At 41.5% G+C, this 13,032-nt stretch carries 16 protein-coding genes and 1 pseudogene; all 17 read right to left on the reverse strand.

Annotated elements, in window-relative coordinates; translation table 11 throughout:
* A pseudogene (locus RDQ32_RS05580) lies at window positions 1-438 on the reverse strand (hypothetical protein); the annotation flags it as partial.
* Window positions 439-451: 13 nt separating this feature from the next.
* Window positions 452-781 carry a ribosome silencing factor gene (rsfS, locus tag RDQ32_RS05585; RefSeq protein WP_007156125.1) on the reverse strand — a complete coding sequence of 110 codons (330 nt, stop codon included), beginning with the start codon at window positions 779-781 and terminating at the stop codon, window positions 452-454.
* Entirely contained in the window at window positions 782-1,375 is a 594-nt protein-coding gene (gene yqeK, locus RDQ32_RS05590) for a bis(5'-nucleosyl)-tetraphosphatase (symmetrical) YqeK (protein ID WP_007156124.1), read from the reverse strand. It lies immediately after the preceding gene.
* Between the two features lie 77 nt (window positions 1,376-1,452).
* On the reverse strand, window positions 1,453-2,058 hold the full coding sequence (gene nadD, locus RDQ32_RS05595) for a nicotinate (nicotinamide) nucleotide adenylyltransferase (RefSeq protein WP_308579435.1): 606 nt from the start codon (window positions 2,056-2,058) through the stop codon (window positions 1,453-1,455).
* On the reverse strand, window positions 2,055-2,360 hold the full coding sequence (locus tag RDQ32_RS05600) for a YhbY family RNA-binding protein (protein ID WP_007156121.1): 306 nt from the start codon (window positions 2,358-2,360) through the stop codon (window positions 2,055-2,057). Before RDQ32_RS05600 ends, nadD begins: the two co-directional genes overlap by 4 nt.
* The gene (gene obgE / locus RDQ32_RS05605) at window positions 2,357-3,661 is read right to left on the reverse strand and encodes a GTPase ObgE (protein WP_308579436.1); all 1,305 of its coding nucleotides are present in this window, start codon (window positions 3,659-3,661) and stop codon (window positions 2,357-2,359) included. Before obgE ends, RDQ32_RS05600 begins: the two co-directional genes overlap by 4 nt.
* A gap of 107 nt (window positions 3,662-3,768) precedes the next feature.
* Complete coding sequence (rpmA, locus tag RDQ32_RS05610; RefSeq protein WP_007156119.1) at window positions 3,769-4,026, reverse strand: 50S ribosomal protein L27; 258 nt, start codon at window positions 4,024-4,026, stop codon at window positions 3,769-3,771.
* 26 nt (window positions 4,027-4,052) lie between these two features.
* Window positions 4,053-4,358, reverse strand: a complete 306-nt coding sequence (gene rplU, locus RDQ32_RS05615) for a 50S ribosomal protein L21 (RefSeq protein ID WP_007156118.1) — start codon at window positions 4,356-4,358, stop codon at window positions 4,053-4,055.
* A gap of 113 nt (window positions 4,359-4,471) precedes the next feature.
* On the reverse strand, window positions 4,472-6,448 hold the full coding sequence (locus RDQ32_RS05620; protein ID WP_308579437.1) for an NlpC/P60 family protein: 1,977 nt from the start codon (window positions 6,446-6,448) through the stop codon (window positions 4,472-4,474).
* Between the two features lie 34 nt (window positions 6,449-6,482).
* Window positions 6,483-7,394 carry an RluA family pseudouridine synthase gene (locus RDQ32_RS05625; RefSeq protein WP_308579438.1) on the reverse strand — a complete coding sequence of 304 codons (912 nt, stop codon included), beginning with the start codon at window positions 7,392-7,394 and terminating at the stop codon, window positions 6,483-6,485.
* Window positions 7,391-7,894, reverse strand: a complete 504-nt coding sequence (lspA, locus tag RDQ32_RS05630) for a signal peptidase II (protein ID WP_308579439.1) — start codon at window positions 7,892-7,894, stop codon at window positions 7,391-7,393. The genes RDQ32_RS05625 and lspA overlap by 4 nt, the downstream gene beginning before the upstream one ends.
* The gene (gene aroB, locus RDQ32_RS05635) at window positions 7,891-8,979 is read right to left on the reverse strand and encodes a 3-dehydroquinate synthase (protein WP_308579440.1); all 1,089 of its coding nucleotides are present in this window, start codon (window positions 8,977-8,979) and stop codon (window positions 7,891-7,893) included. The genes lspA and aroB overlap by 4 nt, the downstream gene beginning before the upstream one ends.
* Window positions 8,980-9,104: 125 nt before the next feature.
* Entirely contained in the window at window positions 9,105-9,620 is a 516-nt protein-coding gene (locus tag RDQ32_RS05640; RefSeq protein ID WP_308579441.1) for a cell division protein SepF, read from the reverse strand.
* Between the two features lie 131 nt (window positions 9,621-9,751).
* Window positions 9,752-11,128: an HlyD family efflux transporter periplasmic adaptor subunit gene (locus tag RDQ32_RS05645; RefSeq protein ID WP_308579442.1), complete on the reverse strand. Its 1,377-nt coding sequence runs from the start codon at window positions 11,126-11,128 to the stop codon at window positions 9,752-9,754.
* Window positions 11,129-11,130: 2 nt separating this feature from the next.
* Entirely contained in the window at window positions 11,131-11,550 is a 420-nt protein-coding gene (locus tag RDQ32_RS05650; RefSeq protein WP_183684018.1) for a twitching motility protein PilT, read from the reverse strand.
* Between the two features lie 80 nt (window positions 11,551-11,630).
* Complete coding sequence (locus RDQ32_RS05655) at window positions 11,631-12,638, reverse strand: D-alanyl-D-alanine carboxypeptidase (protein ID WP_308579444.1); 1,008 nt, start codon at window positions 12,636-12,638, stop codon at window positions 11,631-11,633.
* Window positions 12,631-13,023: a methylglyoxal synthase gene (locus RDQ32_RS05660; RefSeq protein ID WP_040648314.1), complete on the reverse strand. Its 393-nt coding sequence runs from the start codon at window positions 13,021-13,023 to the stop codon at window positions 12,631-12,633. Before RDQ32_RS05660 ends, RDQ32_RS05655 begins: the two co-directional genes overlap by 8 nt.
* Window positions 13,024-13,032 lie beyond the last annotated feature (9 nt).

A 13,032-nucleotide genomic window follows, 5' to 3' on the forward strand; every position in this document is an offset into this window, starting at 1 on the left:
TTTTAATCTTCTGACGTCCTTGATATAGACGGAATACCTCTCCAATTCCTTACAGTCTGAAAATGCTTTATCCAGATATTCCGAAGACAGGGAAAGAATCTCCGGATCGAAAAAGGCTAATTTCTCTCCGTTTCGAACCTCTACCGCCATTGCTTTCTGATTTAAACTTAAGGCTTCCTGGTCTTTGGTATCCACATCGCTTTTCATCATGCTGTAGGCCAAAAAGTGGCTGGATAATAAGGCTAATGCTTCTTTCTCCTTCAAAGCCTTCAATAAAAGTTCCGGAGAACTGCCGAGACGTCCCTCATAGGAAGCAATTTCTGTTGCTTTCTCTTCGGATTCCGCCAAAGCCTTTAAAAATGCTTCATCATTGGCGTATAAATCATCAAAGTGCCAAACCTCTTCTCTACTTAGCTCATGTCTTTTTACACTCTTCATGCTATAGCCTTTCTTATAATTCTACTCTCTTGGCATCAGACCAGATTTTTTCCAGGTTGTAAAAGGATCTGGTTTCTTTATCAAAAAGATGCACGATAACATCCTTATAATCCAAAAGAATCCAGCCGGAGCTGCTCTCTCCCTCCGCCTTACGATTATCCAAATGAACGGCTTCTTCCAGGGCATCCTTCAGGGCATCCAGTTGTCTTACATTGTCTGCGGATACCAGCACAAAATAATCCGATAAAACGGAGATTTCGGAAATGTCTAAAACAATAATGTCACTTCCTTTTTTCTCATCTAAAACAGATACAATTTTTTTACATAAGTCCAAAGATTCCATTTATACCTCCTTTTTCTCTTGATAATATGCTAACGCGTCCAGGGATAAAGAGCAACAATGCTGTCCCTTTTCTTTTACATAGGCAATACTTGCTTCCAAACAGAGCTTCACCGCCAAATCCAAATCTCGAAAGGCAATTTCCCGGATAGCAGTTAAGTCCTCCCGATTTCCTCTTCTTACTTCAATATAATCAGCCAGATAAACAATCTTTTCCAGAGTGGTCATCGCCGGTTTTCCCAGGGTATGGTAGTAAATAGCGGAGAGAATCTCTTCATTATCGATTTGAAAATGTTTTTTGGCATAACAGGCGCCGTAAATACCGTGAAGAACCTGGGGTGCCTCCAAATACTCGGGAAGCAGAGGGATATGCTCTCTTTGACAAGCCTCCAATAATTCTTTTTTTCCCATGTATTTTGCACAGTCGTGGCAAAGTCCTGCAAGCTCCGCCTTTTGGAGATCTACCCCGTGGGCCATAGCCAGACAGATGCTGGTAAAGGCCACACTTAGAGAATGCTCATAGCGCTCTTTCTTTAAATGCTCCTGTAAATGCTTTCGAATTTCTTCGATTTTTTGCAAAAATTCTTTTTCTTCCATGATTCCTCTTTGATATTGATATCCTCTTCGATAGAGATATCCTTTTCGATAGAGATATCTCTATATAATCTCCTTCTTCAACGGTAGAAACCCTTTTTTAATATGTACTCTTCCACCGGCTTAGGAAGCATTCCATGGATGGACTTTCCTTCTTTCAGCCGATTCCGAATCTCCGTACTGGAAAGATCGATAGCCGGCATGGAAAATAACTTACAATGTAAAGAAAATTCTTTCTCCAAAGCTTCCTTTTCCTTTTGGAATGTTGATAACGCCATCTCCCCGTTTCGATTGGCAATATAAAAATCCACCAGTTTCCCAAGTTCTGCAATATTATGCCAGGAACGAAGGGTTAAAAACTGATCGGTACCGATTAATAGACTATAAGATTCTGTCGGATTCTGTCGTTGTAGTTCTCTTACCGTATCGAAGGTGTAAGAATTTCCCTCCCGTTCCCCCTCAATGGGAGAGAAAGCAAAATCCGGACAATTTTCAATAGCCAGTTCCAAAAGCGTCAGCCTATCGGAAAAGGGAAGTAAAGACTTCTGTTCTTTATGATAGGGGGTGCCGGTGGGAATAAAAAGAACCTTGGAAAAATGACTGCTTTCCATGGCGGCTTCCGCCATTTTTAAATGTCCGTAATGCACCGGATTAAAACTTCCCCCTAAAATGGCTATGGGTTTCATAGAGAGAATTTCCTGTCTTTTTCTTCTTTTGCCGGCTTGTATAAAACAATCATACGACCGATAATCTGTACCAGCTCCGTTCCGGAACGCTCTGCAATGGTGTTTCCCAGTTCCCGTAAATCATCAATACAATTTTTTAAAACATGAATCTTCATTAACTCATGCTTTTCCATATATTCCCTTACCGCTTCAATAAATTCAGGAGTAATGGAATTCTTTCCCAAAGAAAGGGTTGGTTCTATCTTCTGTGCAGCTCCTTTTAAAGCGGAACGCATTTTACTGTCTTTGATGTAGGATTTCATTCCTCGTCCTCCGTGTCATAATATTCAAATTCGTGGGCGTAAATCTTGATGGTATCTCCTTCTTTTAGGCCCATTTTCTTTAATTCTTTAATAATACCCTGCTCTACCATAAAACGCTGGAAGAAAAGGAAGCCCTTCTCCGCTTCCAGATTGGTATAGCCCAGCATCTTCTCCATTTTTGGACCTTCCACAACAAAAACACCCTCTTCCGGATGATCATAGCTGATAGCCAGCATTTCTACCGCCCCAAGATTGTCCAGATCCACTTCGCTTTCATAGACTACAGCCTGCTCTTTATTTTCCTCCAATAGCTCCCAGGTTTTTTCTAATATCGGTAAAATTCCTTGATTGGAAGCTGCGGAAAGACGGAAAAAGGGAAGCTTATGCTCTGTACAATACTTCTCCAAAAGGGTCAGATTCTCTTCCTGCTCCTCGTTTTGTACCAGCTCTATCTTGTTAGCAGCCACAATCATAGGCTTACGGAGAATTTCCTCATCATATTCTTCACATTCCTTTTGAATTTGTAAAAAATCCTCCAGAGGCTTTCGGCCTTCCGTTCCGGCGGCATCCACCATATGAATTAAAACTCTGGAACGATGGATATGACGAAGGAATTGAAAACCCAGTCCGACACCGGAGGAGGCACCTTCGATAATGCCCGGAATATCCGCCATAACAAAGCTTCTGTCTCCCTTTAAATTCACCACACCAAGGTGGGGATTCAAGGTAGTGAAATGATAGTTGGCAATTTCCGGTCTGGCATTACTGCACATGGAAAGTAAGGTGGACTTTCCCACATTAGGATAGCCTACTAAGCCCACATCCGCGATTACCCGTAATTCCATACGTAAAGTAATCTCTCTGGCTTCTTCTCCCGGCTGAGCAAACTTCGGTGCCTGCATGGCGGGGGTGGCAAAATGCATATTGCCCAGGCCTCCTTTACCGCCCTTTAATAAGATCATTCGCTGATTCTCTCCGCTCATATCCGCAATCAGCTTACCGGTCTCCTCATCCTTTAAGAGTGTTCCTTCCGGAACCTTTAAGATAAGATCCTTGCCGTTCTTTCCATGCATCTTTCTGCCGTCTCCCTTCTGTCCGGGTTCTGCGGCATATTTTGTTTTATGACGGAAGGGTTCCAGGCTGTTCAGCCCCTTGTCCACTTCTACAATAATGTCTCCGCCCTTTCCGCCGTCTCCACCGTCCGGGCCTCCTGCAGGAACAAACAATTCTCTACGAAAGGATACATGGCCGTTGCCACCTTTTCCGCTTTTAACATAAATTTTTGCAATATCTGCAAACATGAATACTCCTTTTTCTAAAAAGAAGCAGGACGATTTCCTGCAAAATATTTTTTCCTTTACTATAGGAAAACCCCACGCCGGATAACCAGCATGGGGTTAATGTTTCCTTATGCCTTTGGAAGTACAGATACTTGCTTACGATCTCTTCCTAGACGGCCAAATTTAACGACTCCGTCCACCTTTGCAAATAAGGTGAAATCATTTCCCAAGCCTACATTCAGACCTGGATGAATTCTGGTTCCGTTCTGCTTGTACAGAATGTTTCCAGCTTTAACGAACTGACCATCTGCTCTCTTTTGACCAAGTCTTTTCGACTCGGAATCTCTACCGTTTTTGGTAGAGCCCATACCCTTATGATGAGCCATGTAATATACCTATCCTTTCCTAAAAATTAACCAATCTTGTCAATTTTTACTTCTGTAAAAAGCTGTCTGTGACCATTCTTCTTGTGGTATCCGGACTTTCTCTTGTAACGGTAAACGATAACCTTCTTACCCTTACCATTCTGAAGAACAGTTCCGCTAACCTTTGCATTGGCAACTGTTGGAGTACCAATCTTCAAAGAACCGTCATTGAGAAGAAGAACCTGATCAAAAGTAATCTTTGCTCCCTCTTCTACTTCCAACTTCTCCACACGGATTACATCGCCTTCACTGACTTTGTACTGCTTTCCGCCACTTACAATTACTGCGTACATTAGGAATCCTCCTATAAAAATTTACTCGCTAGCTGTGGTGAGACATGCTTCTTAAACCTCGCTAGGCGGCATCTAGGTTACTTTACAGTAAACTGCCTTCTTCGTCAAGCTTTTTATGGCAAAATACTACGATAATAAGGATAATTTGCCTGTACTTCATCTACAGAAATATTTCCGGCTGTACCGTTTTCATGGACTGCCAGCATCTTACCGTCCTTTGTCCACTTAATAAAGACCACAACATGGCTTTCTCCGCTGGGTTGGATAATCAAATCACCCGCTTTTAATTCACTCCGTTTGATTTTCTGACCTTTTCCGATTAATTCCTGGGTGCTGGAAGCAAAATCCAAGCTTCTGTCCACACTGGACCAGTAAGCCCATTGTACAAAGCCGGAGCAATCTAAGCCCTTTCGATTTCTTCCTTTATAGTCCGAAGAAGAAATGGTGGCTCCGAAGTGGTTTCCTTCCAAGCCCTTTACCCCGGCTTTTCCTCCGTAAAAATAGGGAACCTTTCCTACCGATGATAAGGCAAAATGAATCAAAGCCTTTCTTTCCTCACTAAGATCCTTCGGTAAATCCTTCATATAAGAAGATATTTCTTCCTCCGTAAGAGGAGACTTCTTTTCTACGGAAGAGATACTGAGACCGTAGTCTTTAAACCAGTCCTGTTCCTTCAAACGCTTTACAGCAGCAATGGTATAGTCATTCCAGCCATGCCAACGACTTCCCAGTTTTTGATCCTGTTCCTCCAAATCCTTAATAGAATCCAGTTGAATATTTCTGAGTCCGTTTTCATCATCGAAACCGACTACAGTGATTTTAATGGTTAAATCCACGTGTCCGGGACAATAATTTTTGGGTAATTTTTTCTGATCTTGAATACTGCTTGCTTTCTGCTCTGCCTTTGTTCCCGTTGTTTCTTTTGTGACTTTACTTTCCTTCGGCAGATTTGAGGCACTTAGTTCTGCATTTAGGGAGGTGCTGTTCTCCTTATTTTCACTAGACTTTTCTGCCTGCTCCGGCAGTGCTTTGGATTCGGAGCTACTCTCTCCCGCTTCTCCGGCAGTGCTCTTTTGGTTGTTCTCCTGATTTGATTTTGTTTCCTGGGTTTGCTTACTTTCTTGTGCTTGTTTACTTCCCTGTGCCTGTTTACTCTCCTTTGTAGCGTTTGTGTCCTGATTTGCTTTGCTGTCAGTCACTGTTTCGGAGGGCTTTTCTGAAGTACTTTCCGCCTTGCTTTCTTCGCTTGCTTTTGTTTCTCCGCCCGGGGGAGCATCGGTATTGGCGGCCTCTTCCGCCAGCATTTCCTCCTTGGCATCCTTATGAATACAGCCCTGGTCGTAATAGACCGGACCGATGCTTATGCTATAGGAATGAGACTTTGTATATAGCTCATTAACAATGGCACGAAAACGCTCTTCGTCCAGATAATTATGCTGATAGGTATACACACTGGCCATAGCCAAAATATCCTTTACATTACTGGATTCCTGGATTTCCTTTCCGTCTCCGTTATAGTATCTATAATGGATATTTTTAAAATAAGGGATTGCCCAGCTATTTTTTTGCTCCGGAGATTGGCCGGCTGCCTGAGGATTGTATCTTCCCAGAATAGCGGAACGCTTCAGTCCCAAAAGCTTTGCAGTATGTTCCGGGGTGTCTCCTGTACTATCGTAGATTTTGGCCAGGTCCTCACTTTCCCTTTCCATCAGTTCCTGATAAATCCTCCCACCAACAGAGTCCAGGGGATTTCCGTCCTGACGGATATCCACAAGATTGTACCGGTCAATAAAGGGACGAGGATTTATAAATTCGTCTTCCTTACGTTCCGTATGAATAGTATTGGTCCATTTTCCTTTCTGCATTACACTACTGCTGCTAATGTCGTCCCTTAGAAGGCTGTCACTGCTCTTGTTTAAAGCATTTTGTCTGTCATGCATTTTTGGGGCGTATACGATGGAGAGGCATAAGATCATAAACAAAGAAAGAAAGAAGAGCAAAAAACTTTCCTTCTTCTTGCTCTTCAAAAATATCTTAGCTTTTTCTATAGCCGGTTTCCATTTTCCTTTTTTCTTTCTACTCTTTGACAAGTGTTTTCCTCTACTTTTTACTAAATTGAAGTTTTTATTTTTTTCTCAGCTTTTCCAATAAAGCTTGAAAATCCGCAGGATAAGGAGCGGAAAATTCCATATATTCCCCGGTTCTTGGATGTTGGAATCCCAGTATCATGGCATGTAAGGCCTGACCGGAAATCCCATCCTTTCTGTTTTTCAATCCGTATACCGGATCTCCCAGAAGGGGATGCCCTATGCTCTTCATGTGAACACGAATCTGATGGGTACGCCCGGTTTCTAAACGGCACTCTACCAAAGTGGAATCGGAAAAACGTTCCAAAACCTTATAATGGGTTACAGCCTCTTTTCCATGCTTATAAGATATGGCCTGTTTTTTCCTGTCTTTTTCATCCCGGCCTATGGGAGCGGAAATGATGCCATCTTCCTCTTTGATTTTTCCAAAAACCAAGGCATGATAGCGTCTTGTGATACTATGATCCTCTAATTGCTTCGCAAGACTTTGGTGACTTAAGTCATTTTTACAGATTAAAAGGAGACCTGTGGTGTCCTTATCAATGCGATGGACGATTCCGGGACGATTCACGCCGTTAATGGAGGAAAGAGATGAGCCTGCATGGGCTAACACGGCATTTACCAATGTACCGCTGTAATGTCCCGCTGCAGGATGTACAACCATTCCCCTTTCTTTATTGACCACCAAAAGATCATCGTCTTCGTAGACGATATCCAAGGGAATAGCTTCCGGAAGGACCTCCGGATCCTTTTGTTCGGGAATATCAAAGTCTATCCGGTCTCCCGCCTTTACCTTTAGAGAGGCCTTGGCTTTTTCTCCGTTAACAGAAACACAGCCCTCCTGAATACATTTTCCCAGATAGGAACGACTGAAATCATGATCTTTCTGTTCAGACAAATATTTATCCAGACGTTGTCCTTCTTCTTCCTTTGCAACTTCCCAAATCATTTCTTCTCCTTCAAGAAGGAAAACTCCTCTTCTTTATAGTAAAAGAAGAATAAAAACAGAAGGAAAAAACAAGCCCCGGTTACATAGATGTCTGCAAGATTGAAGACGGGAAAATCAATGGGACGAAAATAAATAAAATCCACTACGTAGGCTTGTCTTTGTCGATCAATACAATTTCCGATAGCTCCGGAAAAAACTAAGAGAAGGGAAAAAAGAAAGGGCAGATACCTTTTCTTTATCGGCGTTTTGTAAAAAATAATCAGGACGCCTGCCAGCACAATAATCGTAATAAGCAGGAAAATGATTTGTTGTCCGTGAAGGATGCCAAAGGCTGCTCCGGCATTTTCCACATAGAGTAAGGAGAGAATATTGGGAATCAGTTGTATTTCTTTTCCGCTCTTTAAATATTCCACTGCCAATGCCTTGGTCCACTGGTCCAGAAAAATCAACAGGGCACTGCACAGGAAGAAAACAATCCATGATATTCCTTTTTTACTCATACTTCCTCACTTCTCATATACTGCTTCAATACCGCTTCAATGCGTTCTTTACTGATATCCTCTTCAATATAAGGACTGCAAAGATGATGGAGCAAAACAAATTGGAGATGCTGATTTTTTTGTTTTTTATCCTTGGATAAGGCTTCAAAAATATCTTCATACTTTAAAGCCTTGCAACGGGTTTCCAATCCCATATCTTCCATCAGCTCCTGCACCTTTAAAATATCTTCTTTGGCAATATTTTTACAAAGGGATAGCGCCATCAGGCTTCCGAAGGCAACGCATTGTCCATGGCTATAGGAAAAATCCGCAACCTTTTCGATGGCATGTCCTAAGCTGTGACCGAAGTTTAAAAATTTTCTGTCTCCATGCTCATAGGGATCTTTTTCCACAAAATATTTCTTAATACGATTACTTTGATAAATCGTCTCCAAGAGAATTTCAGGATTTCTCTCCTGCAAAGCTTCTTTATGCTCCAGGAGGTAAGGTAGATATTTTTCGTTATGAATTAAAGCGTGCTTGATAATTTCTCCCATACCGGAGGCATACTGTATCTTCGGTAAAGATAAAAGGCAATGCATGGAGGAATACACCAGCTTAGGCATATGAAAGGCACCGATTAAATTCTTATAATGATAAAAATCCACTCCGGTTTTTCCGCCGATGGAAGAATCCACCTGGGCTAAAAGCGTGGTAGGAATCTGAATAAAATCAATTCCCCGAAGATAGCTTGCAGAGGCGAAGCCGGTCATATCTCCCACAACGCCGCCACCCAGGGCAATCATCATGTCTTTTCTTTCCAATTCCATATCCAAAGCAGCCTGGTAGATTTTTTGAATATGCTCCAAATCTTTATACTCTTCTCCTGCAGGAAGTATACATACGCTTATAGCGGAAAAAGAGTCCTGTATGGTATTTTTTAAATCCTCTAAAAAAAGCTTGGCAACCTGGTCGTCGGTTACAATCAGCGCTTTTTTCTTTTTAGAAGATACAGAGTTTAAACGCTCCGGTAATGCCGAAAAATCCTTTTCTAAAAAAATACTGTAGATTAATGAATCTTCCTGATAAATGTCTAACTTTCTCATGCCAATTCTTCCCCTTAATCTATTACTTAAAGACAAATAAGAATATTAAAGCTTTCCGAGCTTGACAGAAATCCCGGAAAGACAAAAAAAGGCATACCCCATAGGATATGCCTTAATAAACGAGATTACATATTCAGATGAATGCCGTTATACTCCGCATTAGAGGAGAATACACTTCCTGCAAAGTCACCGGATAATTCCACATCCTCTGGGCCAGCGATGAAAATATAAGTGGAAATCTTCTTGATATCTCCGCCAATGGCATACACTGTTCCGGAAACAATATCAATAATTCGCTGAGCAATTTCAGTATGAAGGCCTTCCATATTCAATAAAACAGAGGTACCATCCAAAAGATAATCACTGACGTTGATTGCATCTCCCAAAGAGCTGGGCTTCATCATGACAACCTGCATGCTGGCTGATTTAGGCTCTGCCTTTTCTTTGGACTTGCCAAACAATCGAATCTTCGGTTCAGAGGACTCTTCCTCTTCTCTTCTGGCAAAGAAAGAGCTTCTCTTTGGTGCTGCTTCCTCTTCTTCCTCGTACTCATCCTCAAAATCATAATCCTGATCCAAGTCATCGTACTCGTCTTCACGATCCAAATTCATTTTCTTCATTAAATTGCTAAAAAAGCTCATATCGATCTCCCAATTTGGTCTAATTAAACAAGATTATTTTACTCAATTTTAAGATATTGTCAAGCTTAAAAAATATCAATTTACCTGAATATTTTAAGGCTCTCATACAGCTACAGGGTAAAAGGGCATAATCAATAGATAATCTGCCCATCCGTGACCATATTTCCTTGTAAAACAATATGATCATATACGGAAATGCCGTTTTTACTGTGGGAGTCTACAATGAGATAGTCATCATTTTTTTCTATCACTTGAATAGGATGGAAAATTGCATAGCCTCGATTAATATCATAGACACCTTCCAGTGCTTTCCTTGGTCCAACCACAAAGGAAGCATTTCCCGACTCCTTTACCAGAACATTTCCACTTTGGATATCCTGGGCCGAGGGGTTGGTTTCAATTTTTAAATAGCAATATTGATCATCTGTCATATAAATATCGGTAGAAAGAAATTCTCTACTGCCATCAGCTTTTTGACGATAAAAACCGCTACTCTTATCCGGTCCCTGCCTTAAAAATTCCTTTGGGACAATGTAAAAATCTTTGTTAACTACAGAAGAAACCGGAATCTTTAATCCGCTTTCTTCCTTTTCCTGCATGGAGAAGGTCACAAAGCGGGAATCCAGAAAGTAGTCCAAATAATCGTCCAGCTTAATATCCCCATAGATTTTGCCGTCTTCTCCTCGATATAGAGAAAAGCTTCCCTGCAAATCCATGGAATTTACCGGAAAATGAATATTTACCGTAGTGGTATTTTCCATCTTCTTGGCATCTCCTTCCTCCAAAGGAAATAAAATTTCCCATTGGGAGGAGGTAATTATTTTATATAAAGGATTGCCGGCTTCTACACGAACGCCGTTTTGGGCATAGTTTACAGAGCTTTGGGCATTTTGCAGAATATCCGCCGTAAGTTTTTCTTTTTGAAAGTCCTCATAACCGTCAATGGTATAAGAGACGATACCGGCTTCTTCCGCATCCATCACGGTATAGGAAATCCCTAACTGGGAAAGAGCCTTTTGTATCGTATTTTCCCCCTCTTCCGTATTAAATAAGAGAGTGTTTTGAAGACTGCCCTGAAGGGTATACAGCCCGGTAAACTGATTGTTTTGAAAGCTGCCTGCAAAGTCCTGAAGACGAAGGCGAATATCTTCTATCTGTTGCTGGGTAAATTCTCCTAAAAGTTCGGGGTGTTCCTGTAAATACTTCTCCAGATTTCCGGTTTCGTCAATAAAGTATAGCTCTCCTCCCTTACTGACTCTTCTTCCGTCCGCCACGGAAAAATGCACATAACCGGACTCTTTGGCGGAATAGCTTTTTTCTTCCCGAATGATCAATCCGGTATACTGTTTTTCTCTCACGAGACTACCCTCTCCCACTTCATAAAAACGAAGGCTTTGTCTTCGGCTGTAGGAAAATACACTAAAAAGAATATAGAGAGCAATAATCACAAAGATTATTCCCTCTATATTCCACATGCTATTCTTTTTGCTCTTTCTTGAACTTGGCATAGTTACAGTGCAATCGCAATATGGTCTCTTAATTCAAGTGGAACATCTTCTTTGTCCATGGACAAACTGCTGATGATGTTAATCTTGTATTTTTCGGACAAAGCATCCAATTTACGTACACAGTCTCCGATAGGCTTTCCTTCCAGACTGGCCAGCTTTAAAAAACTATCTAAAATCAAATATTCCAAATCATGATCCTGAGAAATAATTCCGCTGATAAAGCCGACAAACTCATCCTCCGACTCCAACTGGAATTCATTGACATTAATCAAACGTACCTTGTTGTTAAGCTCATACATATGCTGAGAGGAGCGATCCAAAAAATCCACCGTTCCCTTTGCTTCCGTAACGGCTTTGTTCGCCCGATCAATGAGCTGTTTTGTCTTTCCTTTTCCTCTTTGTCCTACAATAAACTGAACCATATGCATTCCTCCTTTAATTCTGAACAAGAAACGATAGCCTATGCTACAATGCCCTGCTTTTTATAAAAAGTATAGACTATTCATGAAATCTTATCAAGTAAGTTTGTCATATTCTCATATAGATTCTCTTTATTTGTCCCCTTCATTACAACAGAATAATAGGGGATAGCAGTGGAAGCTTTGTCCACAGTTAAGGCTAAGCAATAGCCTGCTTTTTTGGTGGTTCCTGTTTTTGCCGCCAAGATTTCCAAACCGTCGGGAAGCTCCTTCTCTCCGGTAGAATATAAATTTGTTGCCTTCCATACCTGGGACTTGGGAATACCGTTTTTATCTTTGTATTGTACCTGAATTTCTTTTGTGGCCAGAATTTCCCGTAAGCTGTCATATTTCATGCATTCTTTTAAAATGAGGTAGATATCATAGGGAGAAGTATAATGATTATCATCCGGCAAACCGTGAGGATTGGTAAAATGGCTGGAAAGGCAACCTAGTTCCAAAGCTTTCTCATTCATCCTGTCTACAAAAGCGGAAACAGAACCTGCCGTAGCTTCTGCCACAGCGACAGCCGCATCATTTCCGGAGGGGAGAAGCATACCGTATAAGAGATTTCTGATGCTAAGACTCTCTCCAACCTGTAAAAATGCAGTGGAAGAACCTGCTTCTTTGATTACGGAAGAGCCGGAAACCACAAATTCCTGGTCTAAATTTTCCACGGAAGATACACAAACCAGAGCAGTCATTAATTTGGTGATGCTGGCGGGATAGGTTCTGTCATAGGGATGATTAAAGGAGATAGCCCGATCTCCTTCCTTACCGTCTTCTTCCACCAAAAGAAAATATTCCGCGTCCATATCCTGGATTTGTGCGCTTGTATCTGAAGGAATAGCCAAATCCTTGGCAAAGCTTTTGGTGCTGTTCTGAATATCCTCTTCCACGGTAATGGAAGATAGTCTTTGTATACTTTGTTCTTCCTGAAAGGCCTTTTCCAGCTTCGGTTTACAGGAGCTAAGGCAAAGAGGAAAAATACACAGCAAAAGAAAGGCTTTTTTCCTTCTTAAAAAAGTACTCAAAGCCTTTCTTCTAGCCAATATTCCTCCACTCTAACTCACCACGTTCCAGAGCGTGAATTAATAATTCTCCTGTTGCCAGATTTGTGGCAATAGGAATATTGTAAATATCGCATAATCTGACTACGGAATTTACTTCCGGTTCCGTATCCCTTACCGGAGAGGGATCTCTTAAGAAAATTACCATATCCAAATTCCCCTGTTCGATTTGCGATGCCAGTTGTCTGGCTCCTCCGGTTTCTCCCGGGAGAAACTTATGGATTTTCAGATTGGTAACTTCCTCTACCAAAGTGCCTGTAGTTCCGGTTGCATATAATTCATGTCTAGTCAGGATACCTCTGTAAGCAATACAGAAATTTTGCATGAGCTTCTTCTTGGAATCATGCGCAATTAAACCTACCTTCATCTCTACCCT

The sequence above is a fragment of the uncultured Oribacterium sp. genome, from assembly GCF_902481605.1.
Taxonomy (GTDB): Bacteria; Bacillota; Clostridia; order Lachnospirales; family Lachnospiraceae; genus Oribacterium; species Oribacterium sinus.